General features: G+C 72.2%; 21 protein-coding genes. 10 read left to right on the top strand and 11 right to left on the bottom strand.

Going from position 1 to position 18,819, the window contains the following annotated elements:
* Positions 1 to 20: 20 nt before the first annotated feature.
* The 3 genes from BJP65_RS12065 to BJP65_RS12055 all read right to left on the bottom strand — a co-directional run bounded on the left by BJP65_RS12065 (position 21) and on the right by BJP65_RS12055 (position 1,438).
* Positions 21 to 233 (bottom strand): hypothetical protein, encoded by a 213-nt coding sequence (locus BJP65_RS12065; RefSeq protein WP_070409304.1) that lies wholly within the window; start codon positions 231 to 233, stop codon positions 21 to 23.
* A gap of 86 nt (positions 234 to 319) precedes the next feature.
* On the bottom strand, positions 320 to 955 hold the full coding sequence (locus tag BJP65_RS12060) for a hypothetical protein (RefSeq protein ID WP_055839237.1): 636 nt from the start codon (positions 953 to 955) through the stop codon (positions 320 to 322).
* Between the two features lie 54 nt (positions 956 to 1,009).
* A complete protein-coding gene (locus tag BJP65_RS12055; RefSeq protein ID WP_070409303.1) occupies positions 1,010 to 1,438 on the bottom strand; it encodes a YdeI/OmpD-associated family protein in 429 nt (142 codons plus the stop codon).
* Between the two features lie 271 nt (positions 1,439 to 1,709).
* Here BJP65_RS12055 and BJP65_RS12050 point away from each other — a divergent pair, with 271 nt between their 5' ends.
* From BJP65_RS12050 to BJP65_RS12035, 4 genes are read left to right on the top strand one after another with little or no spacing between them, the layout of a single operon-like run.
* Positions 1,710 to 2,120 (top strand): DUF4383 domain-containing protein, encoded by a 411-nt coding sequence (locus tag BJP65_RS12050; RefSeq protein WP_070409302.1) that lies wholly within the window; start codon positions 1,710 to 1,712, stop codon positions 2,118 to 2,120.
* A 38-nt stretch (positions 2,121 to 2,158) separates the two neighbouring features.
* The gene (locus BJP65_RS12045; RefSeq protein ID WP_156458837.1) at positions 2,159 to 2,653 is read left to right on the top strand and encodes a hypothetical protein; all 495 of its coding nucleotides are present in this window, start codon (positions 2,159 to 2,161) and stop codon (positions 2,651 to 2,653) included.
* A 48-nt stretch (positions 2,654 to 2,701) separates the two neighbouring features.
* Positions 2,702 to 3,634: an oxygenase MpaB family protein gene (locus BJP65_RS12040; protein ID WP_055839245.1), complete on the top strand. Its 933-nt coding sequence runs from the start codon at positions 2,702 to 2,704 to the stop codon at positions 3,632 to 3,634.
* Positions 3,631 to 4,185 (top strand): DUF1992 domain-containing protein, encoded by a 555-nt coding sequence (locus BJP65_RS12035; RefSeq protein WP_070409301.1) that lies wholly within the window; start codon positions 3,631 to 3,633, stop codon positions 4,183 to 4,185. The genes BJP65_RS12040 and BJP65_RS12035 overlap by 4 nt, the downstream gene beginning before the upstream one ends.
* A gap of 123 nt (positions 4,186 to 4,308) precedes the next feature.
* Here BJP65_RS12035 and BJP65_RS12030 read toward each other — a convergent pair whose 3' ends face one another.
* Positions 4,309 to 5,142 carry an aldolase/citrate lyase family protein gene (locus BJP65_RS12030; RefSeq protein ID WP_083285841.1) on the bottom strand — a complete coding sequence of 278 codons (834 nt, stop codon included), beginning with the start codon at positions 5,140 to 5,142 and terminating at the stop codon, positions 4,309 to 4,311.
* Positions 5,139 to 6,590 (bottom strand): cation:dicarboxylate symporter family transporter, encoded by a 1,452-nt coding sequence (locus tag BJP65_RS12025; protein ID WP_055839253.1) that lies wholly within the window; start codon positions 6,588 to 6,590, stop codon positions 5,139 to 5,141. Before BJP65_RS12025 ends, BJP65_RS12030 begins: the two co-directional genes overlap by 4 nt.
* Positions 6,591 to 6,727: 137 nt before the next feature.
* Between BJP65_RS12025 and BJP65_RS12020 the strand changes: the two genes are divergently transcribed.
* Positions 6,728 to 8,320, top strand: a complete 1,593-nt coding sequence (locus BJP65_RS12020; protein WP_070409300.1) for an ATP-binding protein — start codon at positions 6,728 to 6,730, stop codon at positions 8,318 to 8,320.
* Positions 8,317 to 9,000 carry a response regulator gene (locus BJP65_RS12015; protein ID WP_055839260.1) on the top strand — a complete coding sequence of 228 codons (684 nt, stop codon included), beginning with the start codon at positions 8,317 to 8,319 and terminating at the stop codon, positions 8,998 to 9,000. The genes BJP65_RS12020 and BJP65_RS12015 overlap by 4 nt, the downstream gene beginning before the upstream one ends.
* Before the next feature lie 101 nt (positions 9,001 to 9,101).
* On the opposite strand, the gene ald is transcribed toward BJP65_RS12015, so the two are convergent.
* Positions 9,102 to 10,187: an alanine dehydrogenase gene (gene ald / locus BJP65_RS12010; RefSeq protein ID WP_070409299.1), complete on the bottom strand. Its 1,086-nt coding sequence runs from the start codon at positions 10,185 to 10,187 to the stop codon at positions 9,102 to 9,104.
* A 154-nt stretch (positions 10,188 to 10,341) separates the two neighbouring features.
* Between ald and BJP65_RS12005 the strand changes: the two genes are divergently transcribed.
* Together BJP65_RS12005 and BJP65_RS12000 are read left to right on the top strand one after the other, a co-directional pair.
* Complete coding sequence (locus BJP65_RS12005; RefSeq protein ID WP_055939124.1) at positions 10,342 to 10,815, top strand: Lrp/AsnC family transcriptional regulator; 474 nt, start codon at positions 10,342 to 10,344, stop codon at positions 10,813 to 10,815.
* 110 nt (positions 10,816 to 10,925) lie between these two features.
* The gene (locus BJP65_RS12000; protein ID WP_070409298.1) at positions 10,926 to 11,930 is read left to right on the top strand and encodes a hypothetical protein; all 1,005 of its coding nucleotides are present in this window, start codon (positions 10,926 to 10,928) and stop codon (positions 11,928 to 11,930) included.
* 10 nt (positions 11,931 to 11,940) lie between these two features.
* Here the strand turns inward: BJP65_RS12000 and mmuM are convergent, their stop codons facing one another.
* From mmuM to BJP65_RS11975, 5 genes are all read right to left on the bottom strand, one after another.
* Entirely contained in the window at positions 11,941 to 12,795 is an 855-nt protein-coding gene (gene mmuM / locus BJP65_RS11995; RefSeq protein WP_070409297.1) for a homocysteine S-methyltransferase, read from the bottom strand.
* The gene (locus BJP65_RS11990; protein ID WP_055839275.1) at positions 12,792 to 13,298 is read right to left on the bottom strand and encodes a MarR family winged helix-turn-helix transcriptional regulator; all 507 of its coding nucleotides are present in this window, start codon (positions 13,296 to 13,298) and stop codon (positions 12,792 to 12,794) included. The genes mmuM and BJP65_RS11990 overlap by 4 nt, the downstream gene beginning before the upstream one ends.
* A 203-nt stretch (positions 13,299 to 13,501) precedes the next feature.
* Positions 13,502 to 15,058, bottom strand: coding sequence for a tripartite tricarboxylate transporter permease (locus BJP65_RS11985; RefSeq protein ID WP_070409296.1), 1,557 nt, complete (start codon positions 15,056 to 15,058; stop codon positions 13,502 to 13,504).
* Positions 15,046 to 15,687, bottom strand: coding sequence for a tripartite tricarboxylate transporter TctB family protein (locus tag BJP65_RS11980; protein WP_070409295.1), 642 nt, complete (start codon positions 15,685 to 15,687; stop codon positions 15,046 to 15,048). The genes BJP65_RS11985 and BJP65_RS11980 overlap by 13 nt, the downstream gene beginning before the upstream one ends.
* Positions 15,684 to 16,676, bottom strand: coding sequence for a tripartite tricarboxylate transporter substrate binding protein (locus BJP65_RS11975; protein ID WP_070409294.1), 993 nt, complete (start codon positions 16,674 to 16,676; stop codon positions 15,684 to 15,686). Before BJP65_RS11975 ends, BJP65_RS11980 begins: the two co-directional genes overlap by 4 nt.
* 141 nt (positions 16,677 to 16,817) lie before the next feature.
* Between BJP65_RS11975 and BJP65_RS11970 the strand changes: the two genes are divergently transcribed.
* Both BJP65_RS11970 and BJP65_RS11965 read left to right on the top strand, forming a co-directional pair.
* Complete coding sequence (locus BJP65_RS11970; protein WP_156784884.1) at positions 16,818 to 18,071, top strand: ATP-binding protein; 1,254 nt, start codon at positions 16,818 to 16,820, stop codon at positions 18,069 to 18,071.
* On the top strand, positions 18,068 to 18,781 hold the full coding sequence (locus BJP65_RS11965) for a response regulator (protein WP_070409293.1): 714 nt from the start codon (positions 18,068 to 18,070) through the stop codon (positions 18,779 to 18,781). The genes BJP65_RS11970 and BJP65_RS11965 overlap by 4 nt, the downstream gene beginning before the upstream one ends.
* Positions 18,782 to 18,819 lie beyond the last annotated feature (38 nt).

The following is an 18,819-nucleotide window of genomic DNA, read 5'->3' as shown; positions in this document are numbered from 1 at the left end:
TCTTCGAGCGAGATCGCTTCTCAGGAGAGCGGGTCGGCCTCGTCGCCGGGCGCGGCATCGTCCCGCGCTGATGTGCGCTGCAGGATCGCGATGGCCTCGCGCAGGGAATCGAGCGATGCCTCGATGTCGTCGTAGTGGTGCACGAACCCGTTCGCGTCGCGCGCGCTCACCGACACCATCGCGTACCCCGGCCGGGCGACCCGAGCCGTGCGTCCGAACCGTCGCTTCGCCATGGCATCCGCCTTCCGTGTAGCCGTCGACCGCGGCTGCGCACGGCGTCGGCATCCGGACGCCGCCCTCGCCGCGCTCCGGAGTCGCGTCAGAGCGCGGCCGACTTCTTCTTCTTGCCGCTCTTGCCGCCGCCGGTCGTCGGCGCGGCCTCGGAGGCCGCCTCGGCCGCCTCGGCCTTGTCTTTCGCCCGGCGCTTCGCCTGCGACGCGAGGCGGGCGAGGTCGACCATGCGCAGGGCATCCATGCGGGCACGCCGCATCGTCGCGTATTCGGGGTCGGCGTCGGCCGTCATCCCCTCGACGTCGAGACGCTGACTGAGATTGGCCTCGACGTCACCCCAGGCCGCGATGCGCGCCGCGGCGACGAGCTGGCGCACGCGCTCGGGATCGTCGGCGAGGGCACGCAGCTCTTTGGCGACGCCGTGCGACTGCTTGGCGCGACGCCGCAGGTTGCGGGTGTCACGGTCGCGGTAGTCGTGGGTTCCCGAGGAGTCGGAGAATCGGCCCCACGCACGCTTTCGCTGATGCGTCACGCGCTCGGCGGCCTGGTCCTGCTCGTCGGCGAGAGAGCTCAGCGTCTTACGGGCGAACTCCGCGAAGACGTCACCGTCGAAGTGACCGCCTCGGGCGATCGTCTCGACCAGGATGCGATTGCGCAGCGAAAGCCGGGCCGCGGCCGTCGCGATCGACAGCCCTTCGGCGATGGCTTCCTTCGTGCGCCCCACGTGACCTCCCGGTCCAGGCTATCGGTCGCGCGTCCCCCACGCGGTCCGTCGAGGTCAACCGAGCTTCGTCGCGAGGGAGGTGATGCGCCGCGCGCGGGTGTCGGCCGTTTTGGCTCCCTCGACGTTCGCGACGTGGGCCTTTCGCGCGCTGGGAGCGAGAGCGTCGAACGCGGCGCGCGCGCCCGCCGCGTCGAGAGCCGCGGCGAGATCGTCGGGTACCTCGACGGTGCGCGGAGCGGTGTCGAGTCGCAGCTCGACGACGATCGGATCGCCGCCCGACAACCCCGTCGCTGCGCGTTTGTCGGCCGAGAACGGGATGAGCTGCCGCCCGCCCATGACGGCGAGCGTACTGGGATAGACGTACCCGTTCACATCGACGACGACGGCGGCGCGTCTGCCGCCGCCGAGGGCCTCGACGACCTCGGGCGGCACCTCGATACCGGTGTTGTTGCCGATCTGCGACAGGGTCGTCTCGAAACGCATGACCGCAGTGTGGCAGAACCGCGGGTTACGTGAACACCGGGTGAAACGCAATGCCCCGAGTCGGCGTTCGCCTCTCACCTATGGTCGGCTATATAACGGAGGGCCTCGGAGAGTACTCGGGGGCCTTCTGTCGTTTTCGGGAGTCGCCCCACACCCCCGGGTTCTACCGGATCGCCTGCACTGACGCAAAGGCCAATCCAATCCATGCATTGCCTCCGAAGATGATGTGACGCGGCCGGACGGTCGCTGCCAACTCTCTGGGAGGTTCATCATGAGCTCATCACCCAACCGTCTCGTGGCCACCGTCTTCGGCGCTGTCTACCTGCTCGTGGGTCTGCTCGGCTTCGCCGTCACCGGCGGTGTCGGATTCATCGCCACGCAGGGTGGCCTGCTGCTGGGCATCTTCGAGGTCAACCCGCTGCACAACATCGCCCACCTTCTGATCGGTGGCGCGCTGCTCGTCGCGGGTCTGGCCAACGCACGCGCCGCCAAGGGCGTCAACACGACCGTCGGCGCCGTCTACCTGCTGCTCGGCATCGTCGGCTTCTTCCTGGTCGGTACCTCGGCGAACATCCTGGCCCTGAACGTGCCCGACCACTTCCTGCACCTCGCCAGCGCCGTCGTGCTGCTGGGTGTCGGCCTGGGCACCGAGCGCAACGTCCCCCGCACCGCAGCGGTCTGACGATGACCGCCGCGACGTTCGTACGGTCGTGGCCCTCCGTGTCTGCATGGGGGGCCGGGCTCATCACCGCCGCCCTCGGTGCGGGCGCCATCATCACCACCGGCTCCGGGGTCGCCGCGCGCGGCCTCGGAGTCGGGGCGGTGGTCCTCGGACTCGCCGCCCTCGTCTGGGGCGCCGCGGTTCTCTCCGCCGGGCGCCTCGTCACCCCCCGGGCCGCCCTCGCGGGCAGCCTGGTCTCTCTGTTCACCGTCTTCGCCCTGATGTTCGCCGCTCCCGCGCGCACCAGCATCGTGGCCGTCGCCGCGGCATCCTTTCTGCTGGTGGTCGTCGGCGCGACCACGGCCGTGCACCTACGCCGGCAACGCCGGGCCGCCGCACCCGAGCGCACCGCCAAACCCATGAGCGTGATCGGCCTGCTGGTCGCCGCCGCCGTCATCGCCGTCGTCGTCACCCCCGCCCTCGGCGCCACGCAGAACGCCGTGCTGCTACGCGACGACGGCACCGTGCCCGTCATCACCCACGAAGGTCACTGACCCTCTCTCCACGGAGCCCACCCGCTCAGACGGTGGCACGCTGGAAGGGTGACCGACGCTCCCCACTCCCCCGCTCCCGACTGGATCCAGTCGCTACGCGGGAAGATCCTCGTCGCCCTCGCGGGCGACCCGACCGGCATGGCCCCCTACGTGCGCGCGATCGCCGAGGGCGACGACGCCGGCTACTTCGTCGAGAACGGTCCCGCGTGGACCGTGCACGCCGGAATGGGCACGCTGGTCGCCGGCATCCGTGCCCTGCTGCTGCAGGCGCTGCACCCGGGGGCGCTGGCGGGCGTGCACGACTGGTCGCGCTACCGCGAGGATCCGATCGGACGCCTCACCGGTACGGTGCGCTGGGTCATCACGTTGACCTACGGCTCGCGCACGCAGGCGGATGCCGAGACCGCCCGCGTCGGACGCTTCCACCAACGGGTGAAGGGCGAGTACCAGGCGGGCGACGGGGAGGAACGCCGGTACACGGCCGAGGCGCAGGACCTCGTGCGGTGGGTGCACCTGGCCTTCACCGATGCGTTCCTCGCCGGGCACGAGGCCTCGAAGAAACCCATCCCCGGCGGACCCGATGCCTATGTCGCCGACTGGGCGACCGCCGGGCGCCTCATGCGGGTCGTCGACCCGCCCCTCACGCGCGCGGCCCTGCGCGCCGAGATCGACGGGTTCTGGGAGCGTGGCGAGCTGCGCGGAGACGAACGGGTCGCGGACGTGGTCTCGTTCCTGCGCCGACCGCCGTTCCCCGGCGTCATGGGGTTGTCGTACCGCGTGCTGTTCGCGGCGGCGGTGGCGACGATCCCCCGCCGCTACCGGAAGATGCTCGGCGTGCGGCGCTGGCCTCTTCCCGTCCTGACGCTCACGCGCGTGATCCTGCGCGTCACCGAGCGGGCCCTGGGCTCCGGCCCGCGGGCCCAGGACATGGCGCGCGAGCGGCTGCGGCGCCTGGAGCGTGAGGGGCGGGAAGCCGCGTGAGCGACGACCCCCGCCAGGCAGCCGAACGGTATCGCCTCGATCGCGCGCTCCGCGACGACGGCCTGCTCGAACCCGCGTCGGACGAGCGTCCGGCGCGGGGGTCGACGGCCGCCGAACGCGTTGCCTTCGTCGAGACGGCGATCCAGCAGGCGATCCGTCGCGGCGAGTTCGACGACCTCCCCGGCGCGGGCAAGCCCCTGCCCGACCTCGGCGCCGCTCACGACCCCGACTGGTGGATCCGCCGCAAGATCGAGACCGAGCAGCTCACCGGCCTCGGACCGCCCGCGCTGACCCTGCGCGTCGAGCACGCCGAGATGGCGCAGAGGCTGGACGCGCTCACGCGCGAGCCCGAGGTGCGGGAGGCCGTGGAGGACTTCAACCGCCGGGTCGTCGAAGCCAGACGTCAGCTGCAGGGCGGGCCGCCGGTGGTGACGCCGACGGTCGACGTCGAGGCCGAGGTACGGGCATGGGGCGAGCGGCGGCGGGCGCGGGAGGCGGCGGTCGCTGTGGCACCGGCGCGGCGTCGGCGTTGGTTCGGGCGGGGCCGCTGAGCTGCCGACCGGCTGGGGGCCCGGGGCGCTGAGACGGAGACCCGGCGACAGGCGGATCCCGACCTCGTCGACCTCACCGGGACCTGAATGCGGGCCGGCCCCGCGACAGGCTCAGGGCTGCGGTCAGAGCGAGGCCAGCGCCTCGGCGCGCTCCACCAGGGCGCGGGCACGCGCCAGGGTCGGGGCGTAGGAGCCGTCGACCGGACCGTCGGGCGTCGCCGACAGCAGCGCGAGAGCGGCGTCGACCTCGGCCGGCGACGGCGTGAACGCGGCGTGCGCGCCGTCGACGGCGGCATCGTGGAGCGCGAGCGTGCCGGTGAATCCCATCGCGACGGCGTGCGCGGCGGCATCCTGAGCCTGATCCACCGGACCGCACGGGCCGTCGATCGGTCCGGCGATACCGGCCGCGGCGGAGGCGACGACCAGCTGCGCCCGCGGCCACGACAGGGCGATGCGGTCGACCCCCATGCCGGTGTCGCGGCGGAAGTCCCCGGTGCCGAACGCGAGACGGCGGGTGGCCGGGTGCGCGGCGATCGCGGGGGCGGCCAACAGGGCCGCAGCCGATTCGACCATGGCGACGATGGGGACACCGGCGGGGAGGGATGCCGCCACATGGGCGACGTCGGCGGGCCCGGCGCACATCGCCAGCACGACGCCGGCGAGGCGGTCATCGAGCTCGCGACCGAGAGCGAGGTCGGCCTGGCCGTCGCGGGTTCCGGCGGCGCTGATGCGCAACCACACCGGGGCGTCGGAGGCCGCGGCGCGGGCGCGGTCCCGACCCTCGGCCTTACGCCCGGCCGGGAGGCCGTCTTCGAGGTCGAGCACCAGCACATCGGCCGACGTCTCGAGGCCGCCGGCGAGCGGCGAGCGCAGCATCCACGTGCGCGCGAGGTCGACACGCGCCGGGGCGGGGGCGACCGAAGCCGCCCCCGCCGAGGTGTCGTGCGTCAGGCTCACGAACGACCCCGCGCCGCCGCCTCCGCCGCCGCCTGGGCGCGGAACGCGTCGAGCGACTGCGTGTCGACCTTGACGGCGGGGCCGGCACCGACCTCTGCCGAGGCGAGCTCCTTGGCATCCGCCGCCGGGGTGGCCGAGTGGTCGTGACCGGTGAGCAGGGTCTCGTCGAACGGGATGTTGCCGGAGAGGACCTCGCGCACACGCTGACCGTCGTACTGCTTGGTCCAGACGCCGATCAGCATCGTGGCCACGGCGTTGCCGGTGAAGTTGGTGACCGCACGGGCCTCCGACATGAACCGGTCGATGCCGACGATCACGCCGACGCCGTCGACCAGGTCGGGGCGGTAGGCCGAGAGGCCGCCGGCGAGGGTGGCGAGGCCGGCACCGGTGACACCGGCCGCCCCCTTCGAGGCGATGATCATGAAGATCATGAGGCCGATCTGCTCGCCGATCGACATGGGCGAACCCATGGCCGAGGCGATGAACAGCGACGCCATCGTGAGGTAGATCGCGGTGCCGTCGAGGTTGAACGAGTAGCCGGTCGGGACGGTGATGCCGACGACGGGCTTCGAGACACCGAGGTGCTCCATCTTGGCGATGAGGCGGGGAAGAGCCGCCTCGGACGAGGAGGTGCCGACGATGAGCAGGTACTCGCGGCCGAGGTACTTCATCAGCGTGAAGATGTTGGTGCGGGTCACGACGTAGAGGAGCGTTCCGAGCACGAGGGTGATGAAGAGGAAGCACGTGAGGTAGAACGCGCCCATCAGGACACCGAGGCTGATCACGGCCTGGAAGCCGGTCTTGCCGACGACCGCGGCGATAGCACCGAAGGCACCGATCGGGGCGAGCCAGAGGATCATGCCGAGGATGCGGAAGACGAGCACCTGGAAGTTGCGGATGCCCTCGACCATGCGCGCGCCGCGCTCGCCCATGCCCTGCAGGGCGAAGCCGACGAGAAGGGCGATGAACAGCACCTGCAGGATGCTGCCGCCGGTGAACGCCGAGAAGAACGTGGTCGGAATGATCCCGAGGATGAAGTCCTGGGTCGTGGTCGCTTCGGCGGCCGCCTCGTACGTCGAGCCCGAGATGTTGAGGCCCTCGCCGGGGTGGATGATGTTGCCGACGACGAGGCCGATGATGAGCGCGAACGACGACATCACGAGGAAGTAGACCATCGCCAGGCCGCCGATCTTGCCGACCGTGGAGGCCTTGGCGATCGAGCCGATGCCCACGACGATCGTGCAGAAGATGACCGGGGCGATCATCATCTTGATGAGGCTGACGAAGCCCTTGCCGACCGGCTCGAGCGTGGTGGCGAACGCCGGAGCGACGAGACCGACGACGACACCGGCGACGACGGCGATGATGACCGAGATGTAGAGCCAGTGGTTGCGGTCGATCTTCTTGCGAGGCCGACCGTCTCGGGTGGTGCGGAGTGAGAGTGCCATGGGCGACTTCCCCTTTTCTGAACGCCTTCGTTGAGTCCGGCGGGGGTGCCGGTCGATGTCATGACTTTGATCGACGCGGGACGCGGGAGCGATTTGTGGTCGTATTGTTCACGGCAAGCGCGACGAAAGGTGCGGTGATGCGACTGAGCGTGGGTGGGCGCCTGGCGCTCGTGGCGCTCGGCGTCGTCGTGCTCGTCGCGGGAGTCCTCGCCGCCCTGCTCTCGATGCAGCTGAGCGACTCCGGCCAGCGCGAGGCCGAGCAGGTCACGCGCTCGGTCGCCGAGACGTTCGCGCACGAACCTGACGTCGCCGACCTCGTCGAACGCAGCGACTCCGACGCGCTGCAGCCCATGGTCGAGTACATCCTCGACGACGCCTCACTGTCGTTCGTGACGATCATGACCCCCGACGGCATCCGGCTCACCCACCGCAACCGCTCCGAGATCGGGCAGCAGTACCAGGGCTCGCGGGCCGAGGCACTCGCGGGCGAGTCGTTCACCGAGGTGTACGAGGGGACGCTCGGCCCCTCGGTGCGCACGATCGTCCCGATCCGCGACGGCGGCGACGAAAACGGCACCATCGTCGGACTCGTGGCCGTGGGCGTGACGCTCGGCGCCGTGCAGCAGGACCTCGCCGCCCGCGTGCCGGTGATCGTCGCCGCCGCCGCCGCCATCGTCGGCTTCGGCGTGCTGGGCGCCCTCTACATCCGCCGCAGTGCGCGCCGCGTGACGGGGTCGTACACCCCGGGCGAGCTGTCGCGCCTCGTCGAGAGCTACGAGACCGTGCTGCACTCGCTGCGCGAGGGGCTCGTGGTCACAGATCGCGACGGACGCATCGTGCTGTACAACGACGAAGCCGCCGACCTGCTCGCCCTGCCACCGGCGACGAGCGGGCAGGTCTCACTCGACCCCCGCGACGTCGACATGGACGCCGCCCTGGCCGACGCCATCGTCACCGGGCGGCGCATGGTCGAGGAGACCATCGTCAACGGGGACCGCGTGCTCCTGGTCAACCAGGAGGAGGCCCGCGACCTCGCCGGCCGCCGCGCCCCCGAACGCGGACACGTCATGACCCTGCGCGATCGCTCGGAGCTGCAGGCGCTGCTCGGCGAACTCGAGGGCGTGCGCACCCTCAGCGACACCCTGCGCTCGCAGACGCACGAGCACGGCAACCGGCTGCACGCGCTGCTGGCGCTCCTCGAGCTCGGGCGGATCGACGACGCGCGGCGGTTGATCGTGGCATCCACGGGGGAACGGCAAGAGCTCGCCGACCGCCTGGTGTCCGACGACGAGGGCGCCGTGGTCGTCGCGTTGCTGCTCGGCAAGCTCGACGAGGCCGCCGAGCGGGACGTGCGCCTCGACCTCGACGTCGCCGAACCGACGCCCGCACTGCCCCTGGCCCCGGCCGAGGCGGTCACGATCGTGGGGAACCTCGTCGACAACGCCCTGGATGCCGCGAGCTCGGGCGCCGAGCCGCGGTGGGTGCGCGTGGTGGTGCGCGAGGGCGGCGGCGACGTCGTGCTCGAGGTGAGCGACAGCGGAGCCGGGTTCGACCCCGCGCTGGACGACCCCTTCGCCTTCGGGGCGTCGACCAAACCCGCCCATGCCGTCGGCGGGCGCGGCGTGGGCCTGGCCCTCGTGCGCGACATCGTCGCGGCGCACGGAGGCACCCTGCAGCTGGGCACCGACCCCACGACCGTGCGCGTGTTCCTGGCGGGGGTGCCGTCGTGATCCGGGTGCTGGTCGTCGACGACGACGCGCTCGCCCTCGAACTGCACACCGCCTACGTCGCGCGGGTGCCGGGCTTCGAAGTGGTCGGGCAGGCCGCCGGCGCCCGGGCCGCGCTCACCGCCCTGTCGGACGCGCAGCGCCGCATCGACCTCGTGCTGCTCGACATGACCATGCCCGACGGCTCGGGTCTCGACGTCGCCCGGCGCGTGCGCGCCGCGGGCTCGCGCGTCGACATCATCGCCGTCACGGCGGTCCGCGACGCCGCGACCGTGCGCGCCGCGGTCTCGATCGGCGTCGTGCAGTACCTGATCAAGCCGTTCGCGTTCGCCGCCTTCCGCGAGCGGCTCGAGGCGTACCGCGCGTACGTCGAGGGCCTCGACCGCGCAGCCGGAGAGGCCACGCAGTCCGAGGTCGACGCGCTGCTCGGGTCGCTGCGCACCGTGGCGCCGCCCCTCATGCCGAAAGGCCTGAGCGATGAGACGCTGCAGGCCGTGGCTGAACGGGTGCGCACGGCATCCGGAGCCGTGTCGTCGACCGAGGTCGGCGAGAGCGAGGGCATGTCGCGCGTCACCGCCCGGCGCTACCTCGAGCACCTCGCCGACGTCGGCCGCGTGCGCCGCGAGCCCCGCTACGGCGGACAGGGGCGCCCCGAGATCACGTACGCGTGGGTGCGGGGCTGAGTCGCTCGAGCCCCCGTCGAGTGTCCAGGACACGCCGCTCGGGCGCGCAGGCGCGCGGCGTGTCTCGGACACTCAACAGGGGGTGAAGGACGTCTGGGGAGTCAGAGCGAGAAGGCGGCGCGGACGCCCTCGTTCACCACGACGCCGGCGCGCACGTTCAGCCCCCTCGCGAGGGCGGGATCGGCGGATGCCGCGGACTCCCAGCCCGCGTCGGCGATCCGCGTGATGTAGGGGAGCGTGGCGTTCGACAGCGCCCGCGTGGAGGTGTGCGGAACGGCGCCGGGCATGTTGGCGACGCAGTAGTACAGCGCCTCGTGCACGCGGAACGTGGGCGCGTCGTGCGTGGTCGGGCGAGAGCCCTCGAAGCAGCCGCCCTGGTCGATCGCGATGTCGACGAGCACCGAGCCGGGCTTCATCGACGCGACCATCTCGTCGGTGACCAGCTTCGGGGCGGCGGCGCCCGGGATGAGCACCGAACCGATCACGAGGTCGGCGTCGGCGAGCTGCTCCGCGATCTCGAGGCGCGTCGAGACGCGGGTCTCGATGGCGCCACCGAAGCGCTCCTCGAGCTGGCGCAGCTTGGGCAGCGAGATGTCGACGACCGTCACCCGGGCGCCGAGGCCCAGCGCGTTGGCCGCGGCGTGCTCGCCCGCGACGCCGCCGCCGATCACGACGACCTTGGCCCGCGGGGTGCCGGGAACGCCACCGGGAAGCAGGCCGCGCCCGCCCGACGCACGCAGCAGGTGGTGCGCGCCCTCGATGATCGACAGGCGTCCCGCGACCTCGCTCATGGGCGCCAACAGCGGGAGCGCGCGGTCGGCGGTCTGCACGGTCTCGTAGGCCACGGCCGTGGTCCCCGCGGCCATGAGCGCGTCGGTGAGAGGGCGGTCGGCGGCGAGGTGCAGGTAGGTGAAGAGGGTGAGGTCGCGGCGGAGGAAGCCGTACTCGGGCGCGATGGGCTCCTTCACCTTGACCAGCAGCTCGGCCCGCGCCCACGTCTCGTCGGCGGTCGGAACGATCTCGGCCCCCGCTGCGCGGTACTGCTCGTCGGCGAAGCCGCTCCCGACCCCGGCACCGGCCTGCACGAGGACCTCGTGGCCGCGGTGCACGAGCGCGTCGACCCCGGCGGGGGTCATGGCGACGCGGTTCTCGTTGTTCTTGATCTCGGTCGGCACAGAGACGCGCATGGGTTCCTCCTCGAGCGGATGGGCGTGCCGGAAGAATCGCAGAACAGGGTGTTTCGGTGGTGTAAACCCGCAGATTCTTCGCGCAGCGGTCGAGGAGCACGCGTATCGTCGGATCCTGACGCTCCGAGCGCGACCGACGGCCGAAGGATCTGCGATGCCCGACGACGAACTGCACCCGCACGACGCCCGCATCATCGAGCTGCTCTCGGTCGACGCGCGCATGACCAACGCGGCACTGGCCGAGGCGCTGGGGGTCGCCCCCTCGACCGCGCACTCGCGCCTGCGCTCGCTCGTCGACCGCGGCCTCGTCACCGGGTTCCACGCCGCCGTCGATCAGCGTCGCCTCGGCCGCGGGCTGCAGGCGATCGTCGGTGTGACATTGCGCCCCGGGCAGCGGCAGGAGAGCATCCACGCCTTCGCGCAGGAAGTGCGCCGGCATCCCGACGTCATCCAGCTGTTCTTCCTGGGCGGCGCCGACGACTTCCTCGTGCACATCGCCGTCGACGACTCCTCGGCCGTGCGACGCTTCGTCGTCGATCACCTCTCGGCGCGGCACAGCGTGGCATCCACGCGCACGAGCATCATCTTCGAGTACCACCGCAACGCCGTGGCGGCCGATTTCGACTGATCCCGCGTACGGCGACGTCGACTCCCTGTCACGTTCCACGCCCGGCGTCAACACCCGCCCCCACTCCACGGCGCGTGCGGCGCGGCGGCATGATGGGGCGCGGGGGTGCCATGCTGCTGTCGATCGGGGTGCTCGTGATGTGCGCCGGCCTGGCCGCCGGCATCATCGTCATCGTGCTGCCGCGCGTGGGAAGCCCCACCCCTCTCGGCGTCTTCCTGCGACTGTCATCGGTGGCGGGCGCCATGTCGGTGGGCGCGGGAACCCTGTACGTGGTGCGCTTCAACGGCGGTGGAGCGGTGTCGCAGGTGATGGCCGACACGGCCGTGGTGCTCGGTCCGGCGACGATGTGCCTCGCGGTGTCGGCACCCCGCGGGCGTCGCCTGCGCGTGGCGGTGGTTCTCGTGCTGGTCGTCGGGGCGGGGGTCGCGGCGAGCTCCGCGCTGCTTCCGCAGGACGGCGCACTCGTGGTCAAGGCGGCCGCTCTCGCCCTCAGCTGCGCGGTCTGCGCGCTTCTCACGGCGCGCAACCGCGCGCTCCCCCGAAGCTCTCGACGAGTCCTCATCGTGACGATGGCCACCTACGCCCTCTACTCGGCGGGTCGGGCGGTGACGGCGCTGCCCGGTCTGGGATCCCCCGCCGCCGACCTCGTCTTCTCGCCCGCGGGGATCGTCGTCGCAGCCATCACGGCGATGATGCTGACGGGACTCTCGGTCGCCCTCGTGGGGCGCCCGGCGACCGTCGGAACCTACGCCGATCGCCGGCCGCGCACCGCCGTGGTGATCGGCGACTGGAAGCTCGCGACCGCGGCGTACGGGAGAGACCGCGTGCTCGCCCTGCTGCTGGACCTGCGCTTGGCCGCCCGCGAGGTCGACCCCTCGGCCGTCGACGCGATGCACGGCGTCGAAGTCGCGCACCCCTCGGCCGTCTCGACGCTCAGCGCGCGCATGCGCGACTCCCACGGCTGGAAACCCGAAGAGGTCGCGCTGCTCACCACCGCCGCTCCGCGTTCGCTCCGCCGCAGCGATCGGGAGCTGCCGCCGTCGGCGACTCCGCTCGCCGGCGGGGAGGTCGTCGACGGGGGCGGCGCCGCGCTCCCCGGGTACGACGCGCAGTGACCGTGCGCGGTCAGCGCACCGCCGCCGCGATCGCGGCGATGTCGACCGGCATCGAGCGGCAGCAGCCTCCCACGATGCGCGCTCCCGCGGCGACCCACGCGGGTACGCCGTCGGCCAGCGGGGCGGTGCCGCCGTGCCAGGTGCGGGTCTCGGCATCCCACCGCTCCCCCGTGTTCGGGTAGGCGACGAGCGCGATGCCGGGCGCCTCGGCCAGCGCGGGCAGCACCGTGTCGGGCGCGCAGCAATTCACGCCGACGGCGAGCACACCGGGAACGGATGCCGCGAGGCGCAGCGCCGCGGCTCGAGAGCCGGGAACGGCGAAACCGGTGCTGTCGGCCGAGAGGCTCACCACCGCGGGGACTCCGAGGTCGGCGAGCTCGAGCGCCACCGCTTCGAGCTCGAGGGGCGAGGGGATCGTCTCGACCGCGAGCACGTCGGCCCCGGCGTCGGCCAGCACGTGCAGGCGCCGTCGATGGGCGCGACGCAGCTCGTCGAGCGACAGGCCGTACTCTCCCGTGTACTCGCTGCCGTCGGCACGCAGCGCTCCGACCGGACCCACGGATGCCGCGACCACGACGTCGGCGGCTTCTCGCGCGAGCGACACCGAACGTCGCAGGAGCGTCTCGACTTCGGCATCGGGGATCTCGCCGCCGAACCCCACCTGGTACGACGCCGTGATCACGATCTCGGCGCCCGCGGTGGCGAACTGCGCGTGCGCCGCGCGGATCTCGTCGGGGGCGTCGCGCAGCACCTGCGCCGACCAGAGGGCCGACGACACGTCGTTGCCACGGGCCTCGAGCAGGGTGCCGAGGCCGCCGTCGAGCACGACGGGACGCTGCCGCAGGGTCGCGGCGAGGTCGATCACGCCTCGTGCGTCTCGCCCGCAGCGAGCACGCGCAGGGCGCTGGCGAGCAGGGCCTGGTCGCCGCGGCTGACATCGCGCAGGGCCTCGCCCTCGAGGCGGACGAGCTCGGTCATCGCGGCGTCGACGCGCTCGATGCCCTCGGGAGTGATCGCGACGAGGATCGCGCGGCCGTCGGAGGGATTGGGGCGCCGGTGGACGAGAGCGCGCTCGGCGAGCTTGTCCAGACGATTGGTCATGGCGGCGCTGCCGATCATCGTGGCGGTGATCAGGCGCGTCGCGCTCAGCTCGGTGCCCGCGCGGCGGAGCACGGCCAGCACGTCGAACTCCCACACGGCGATGCCGGCGCTGGCGAACGCCTTCGCGCGCAGCTTCGACAGGTGGAACGCCGCACGGCGCAGGCGCGACATGACGTCGAGCGGGGTGAGGTCGACCTCGGGCAGCAGCTGCGACCAGGCGTCGATGAGGAGGTCGACCTCGTCGTCTTTGCTGCTGGCGGTAGTCACACCTCGACGGTACCGGAGCCGCGAGGGGATGCGGCGCGCGGCGGGGGCGTGTGCGGGGCTTTGGGAGGTGCGCCGGCCCGAGGGGCGCGGCGCCCTACCTCCGCCGGAGGGCGTCGAGTGTCCGAGACGCGCCGCGCGGCCAGGGACACGACCGGCGTGTCTCGGACACTCGACCTGGGGGAAACGCCGAGGAGGCGCAGCGGTCAGCGACGCCCGGCGGGAACCGGCGCGTCGCGGCGGGCGGCGGCCTCGAGGCGCTCGCGGCGAGCATGACGGGCGTGCTGCAGCACGCTCACCGTCACGATGATCGCGAGCAGCGCGTACAGCACGATGGTCAGCGGCGAGGCGACGAGGATCGTGGGGTCGCCCTCCGACACGGCGAGCGCCCGGCGCAGCTGCGTCTCGGCCATGGGTCCGAGGATCGCGGCGATGAGCACCGGAGCGAGCGGGATCGAGAAGCGCCGCATGACGAACCCGACGACGCCGATCGCCAGCGCGAGCCACAGGTCGACCACGCGCGAGGCGATCGCGTAGATGCCGAGCATCGCGACGACGGTGATGCCCGCGTACAGGTAGTGACGCGGGATGAGCAGGAGCTTGGCCCAGACCGCCGCGAACGGCAGGTTGATGATCAGCAGGATGATCAGGCCCAGGAACAGGCTCGCCAGCAGCGGCCAGACGAGATCGCCGGAGCGTTCGAACAGCAGCGGGCCCGGCTGCATCCCGTACTGCTGGAACGCGGCGATCATCATCGCCGCCGTGGCCGAGGTGGGGAGGCCGAGTCCGAGCAGCGCGCCCATGGCGGAGCCGGCGGTGGCGTTGCCGGCAGCCTCGGGGGCGGCGACGCCCTGAATCGCTCCGCGCGAGCCGAAATCGGTGTCACCGCGGCGGCGGGCGAGGCGCTTCTCGGTGCCGTAGGCCAGGAACGTCGGTACCTCCGACCCGCCGACCGGGATCGCCCCGAACGGGACGCCGAACGCCGTGCCCCGCAGGAACGCGGGCAGGGCCTGACGCCATTCGCTCCGTGACAGCAGCGGCGAGCCGCTGGGTGTGACGAGCTTGCCCGGTCCGCCCGCGCGGCGGATGTGCGACGACACGTGCAGCACCTCACCGATGGCGAGCAGACCGACCGTGATCACGATGATCGAGATCCCGTCGAAGAACACGGGGCTGCCGCCGGTGAAGCGTTCGGCTCCCGTCATCCCGTCGATACCGACCAGCGCCAGGGCGAAGCCGAGCCCCAGGGCGACGAGACCGCGCACGATCGAGTCGGCCACGACGGCCGAGATCGCCACGAACGCGAAGACGGCGAGCGCGAAGTACTCCGCGGGGCCGAAGACCTTGGCGAGTTCGACGATGTACGGGGCGAAGAACACCACCAGCACGCACGCGATCGTGCCGCCGATGAAGGCGCCGATGGCCGACGTGCCGAGCGCCTTCGCCGCCCTGCCGCTCTTGGCCATCCGATGACCCTCGAACGTCGTCGCGATCGCCGAGGAGTTGCCGGGGGTGTTGAGCAGGATGCCGGCGGTCGAGTCTCCGAAGAGCCCCCCGAAGTAGATGCTCGCGAACATGATGAACGCGCCGGTGGGGTCGAGGCTGAAGGTGACCGGCAGCAGCAGCGCGACCGCCATGGCCGAGCCGAGGCCCGGGAGCACGCCCACGGCGGTGCCGAGCACGGCGCCGATGACGAGGAAGAGCAGGTTCTGCGGCGTGAAGGCGACCGCGAATCCATCGGCGAGGTTGATCAGCTGATCCACGGCGAGAGTCCTTCCAGGATGCCGGCGGGAAGCGACAGGCCCAGGCCCGCGCCGAACGCGAGCTGGACGAGAGACGACACGATCACCGAAACGCCGATGTCGAGAAGGGGCCGGCGACTGCCGAACGCCCACGAGAGCACCCAGAACAGGGCCGCGGCCGAGAGGAGCCAGCCGAGCACCGGCAGCACCACGATGAACGCGGCCAGGCTGACGACGGTGATCCCGAGGGTCCGCCAGTCGACGCGCGCCGGCGCCGACGACGAGGCGACGTCTTCGGGTGAGACGACACGGATCTCGCCGGTCTCGTCGATCGCGCCGAGGTCCTCGAGCATCTCGTTCGAGATCTCGACGGGGTCGTCGGCGACGTGGGAGCGACGGGTCGTGCGGAGCACCTCGACGAGCAGGCCGACACCGGCGAGCCAGAGGAAACCGCTGACGAGCATCGGGAAGAACTGGGGACCGGGGACGGCGACGTCGGCGGGCACCTGCATGGTGACCGTGCCGTGGGTCATGAACCCGGCGAGGACGAAGACTCCCGCGACGACCACCAGCTCGCTGCGGCCGGTGTACCAGCGGGGCGTGCGCTGCACGCGCAGCGATCCCGTGGTGAGGGTGGACGGTTCGGTCACAGACCCAGCTCCTTCATGATCGCGGTCGTGCGTTCGGTCTCTTCCGCCAGGTATGCGGCGAACTCGTCGCCGACGAGGAAGCTGTCGACCCAGCTGTTGCGGGCGAGCACCTCTTGCCAGGCGTCGGTCTCGCGCATCTCGGATGCCATGGCCACCAGTTCCGCGTGCACCTCGTCGTCGATGCCGGGAGGCGCCACGAGCCCGCGCCAGTTCGACATGGCGACATCGACCCCCTGCTCGCGGAAGGTGGGCACGTCGACGTCGTCGAGCGGCTCCTCGGCCGACAGCGCGAGGGCGCGGAGATTGCCCGACTCGATCTGGTCGCGGAACTCGTTGTACCCCGAGAGCCCCGCCTGCGTGGTGTGCGACAGCAGCGAGGTGACGACCTCGCCACCGCCGGGGTACGCGAGGTAGTTCACGCGCTGCGGATCGATGCCGCCCTGCTGGGCCAGCATGCCGGCGAGCAGGTGGTCGATGCCGCCGAGCGACCCGCCCGCGATGGCGGTGCCCTCGGGGTCGGCGAGGAACGCGGCCATGAAGTCGTCGAGGGTCTGGAAGGGCGAGTCGCCGGGCACGACGAGCACGTTGAAGTCGTCGGCGAGGCGCGCGATGGGCCGCACGTCCTCGAGGCTCACGGGCGAGCGGTTGACGATCACGCCGCCCACCATGACGCCGCCGGTGACGAGCATGATGTCGTGCCGATCGCCCATCTCGGCGACCGCGCCGAGGCCGATGGTGCCGGCGGCTCCCGGGATGTTCATCACCTGCACGGCGCCGGCGATGCCCTCTTCGCGCATGACCTGCTGGGCCTCGCGGCCGAAGGTGTCCCACCCGCCGCCGGGGGCGGCCGGGGCCACGATGGTGAGCTTCGTGCGGGGGTTCGCCACCCCGCCGCTCGCGGCCGCGCTCAGACCCGCCGTCACGAACAGGGCGGCGGCGACGACGCCCACGATCGCTCCGGTGATCCGCTTTCGCGCTGATGACTGCATCGTCGCCCTCCCGGGACATCGTCGTTGCCGGATGAGAAGCTAGGTTGACAGCGCCGTCCCCCCTGCGGCGCCGTGCGAAGGCATTGCGCTCTTAGATGCTCACGATTCGCACTCACCCGCGATGCGCACGAGGAGGTGCCCATGTCGACCGCCCCCCTCGACCGCGCGGCCGACCGTGCGCCGGTGCGCGTGCGCCTCGCCGTGCTGCTCGCCCTGCAGTGCACCGTCGTCCTGGTGTGCGTGCTCGCCACGACCCTCGTCGCCATGTCGACGCAGGAGCGCAGCATCCGCACCGCGACCGAGGAGCGCGTTCTCGACGTCGCTCGGAGCCTCGCCGAGCTCGATCAGGTGCGGCGCGCCGTGCTGCTCGACGCCGACGCCGCCACCGCGGAGCTCCAGCCCCTCGCCGACGTCGTCGCCGCGGCATCCGGGGTGGATTACGTCGTGGTGACCGATGCCCGCGGCATCCGTCTCACCCACCCCAACCCGGCGGAGCGGGGGCGCAGCGTCTCGACGGATGCGACGGCGGTGCTGGCCGGCGAGACGTTCCTCGGCACCGAGACCGGCACGATCGGCCCGAGCCTGCGCGCCAAGGTGCCCGTGCGGGCGGGTGATGCGGAGACGGGGGCGGTCATCGGCACGGCCTCGGTCGGCGTGCTGGAGTCCGAGATCGCGGGCAGCTACGAGGAAGCCGTCGGCGGGTTGCTGCCCTGGGTCGCCGGGTCGATCGTGCTCGGCGTCGTGCTGAGCGGGCTGCTGACGGCGGCACTGCGTCGACGCGTGCGACGACTCGAAGCCGACGCGCGCGAACTCGAGACCCAGCGCCGCATCTCGGGCGCCCTGCGCGACCAGACGCACGAGTTCCACACGCGGCTGCACGTCATCCGCGGGCTCGTCGCCGAGGGTGAGACCGGCGACGCGCTGACCTACATCGGAGGGCTGGCGCCCGTGGCGTCCGGTCTCTCGATCGACGACCCGGCGCTGCGCGCCCTGCTCGACGGGCTGGCGGCCGAGCACCGGGGCCTGCGGGTCGATCCGGCGAGCCTCGTGCCGCGCGGAGTCGTCGACGACGACGCGCTGAGCGTCATCGGCAACCTCGTGCGAAACGCCGCCGAAGCGGCCGGCCCCGGCGGACGCGTCGACGTGCTCGTGCTCGCCGGCGACGAACGGCTCACGATCGATGTCGCCGACGACGGCCCCGGCGTGCCGCCCGCCGACGTCGCCCGCATCTTCGACCGCGGCGTCAGTTCGAAGGCTGCCTCGGGCCGCGGCGTCGGCCTCGACCTCGTGCGCCGCATCGCGGGAGCGCGCGGCGGTTCGATCACCGTCGGCGCGGCGGCCGCGGGCGGGGCGCGCTTCACGGTGGAGCTGCCGCACGCGGGGGTGCGGGCATGACCCCGGATGCCGCGATCCGCACCGTAATCGTCGACGACGACCCCGCGGTGGTGCGGCTGCACACCGCCTATCTCGAGTCGCTGCCCGGGTTCCGGCTCGTCGGGACGGCGCGGACGGGGGCCGCGGGGGCGGCGCTGGCGACGGGCACCGACGTCGAGCTCGTGCTGCTCGACATGAACCTGCCCGACTTCAGCGGGGTCGAGGTGCTGCACCGACTGCGGCTCGTGCGGGAGTGGAACGTCGACGTGCTCGTCATCAGTTCGGCCCGTGACACCCTGACGATCCGGCAGGCTGCGGCCGCCCACGTCGTGGGGTATCTCGCGAAGCCCTTCACGCGCGAGGCGTTCGTGCGCCGGCTCGAGGAGTACCGCCGCGGTCGCGCCACCCGCCCCGCCGAGGTGCCGGTGAGCATGGGGCAGGGCGACATCGACCGGCTGGTGGGTCCGGCGACCGCTCCGGTGCGTGCGGTGTCGGCATCCGAGCCCCTCCTCCCCAAGGGTCTCGCGGAATCGACCCTGCACACCATCCGCGCGGCGCTGCACCCGGTGACCCCGGCGAGCGCCCGCGACGTCGCCGCCGCGTCGGGCGCCTCGCGTGCAACCGTGCGCCGGTACCTCGACGCCCTCGTGGCTCGCGGCGAGGTCGATGTCTCGCACCGCTTCGGCGCCCGCGGGCGACCCGAGGTGCTGTACCGGCTGGCGGCGCGCTGACGCGGGGTTCCGGTTGCGCGGCGCCACCGGAGCTCGGC

This window comes from Microbacterium sp. BH-3-3-3 (assembly GCF_001792815.1).
In the GTDB taxonomy this organism is placed as follows: Bacteria; Actinomycetota; Actinomycetes; order Actinomycetales; family Microbacteriaceae; genus Microbacterium.
Note: the sequence above shows the minus strand (reverse complement) of the source record. Positions and strands in the feature narration are given on the sequence as shown.

What these genes read in the sequence shown, in the direction of transcription:
- BJP65_RS12065 (WP_070409304.1), bottom strand. Translation starts at nt 233, where the DNA reads ATGGCGAAGCGACGGTTCGGACGCACGGCTCGGGTCGCCCGGCCGGGG.
- BJP65_RS12055 (WP_070409303.1), bottom strand. Translation starts at nt 1,438, where the DNA reads ATGCGTTTCGAGACGACCCTGTCGCAGATCGGCAACAACACCGGTATC.
- BJP65_RS12050 (WP_070409302.1), top strand. Translation starts at nt 1,710, where the DNA reads ATGAGCTCATCACCCAACCGTCTCGTGGCCACCGTCTTCGGCGCTGTC.
- BJP65_RS12025 (WP_055839253.1), bottom strand. Translation starts at nt 6,590, where the DNA reads ATGGCACTCTCACTCCGCACCACCCGAGACGGTCGGCCTCGCAAGAAG.
- BJP65_RS12020 (WP_070409300.1), top strand. Translation starts at nt 6,728, where the DNA reads ATGCGACTGAGCGTGGGTGGGCGCCTGGCGCTCGTGGCGCTCGGCGTC.
- ald (WP_070409299.1), bottom strand. Translation starts at nt 10,187, where the DNA reads ATGCGCGTCTCTGTGCCGACCGAGATCAAGAACAACGAGAACCGCGTC.
- BJP65_RS12005 (WP_055939124.1), top strand. Translation starts at nt 10,342, where the DNA reads ATGCCCGACGACGAACTGCACCCGCACGACGCCCGCATCATCGAGCTG.
- BJP65_RS12000 (WP_070409298.1), top strand. Translation starts at nt 10,926, where the DNA reads ATGCTGCTGTCGATCGGGGTGCTCGTGATGTGCGCCGGCCTGGCCGCC.
- BJP65_RS11975 (WP_070409294.1), bottom strand. Translation starts at nt 16,676, where the DNA reads ATGCAGTCATCAGCGCGAAAGCGGATCACCGGAGCGATCGTGGGCGTC.
- BJP65_RS11970 (WP_156784884.1), top strand. Translation starts at nt 16,818, where the DNA reads ATGTCGACCGCCCCCCTCGACCGCGCGGCCGACCGTGCGCCGGTGCGC.
- BJP65_RS11965 (WP_070409293.1), top strand. Translation starts at nt 18,068, where the DNA reads ATGACCCCGGATGCCGCGATCCGCACCGTAATCGTCGACGACGACCCC.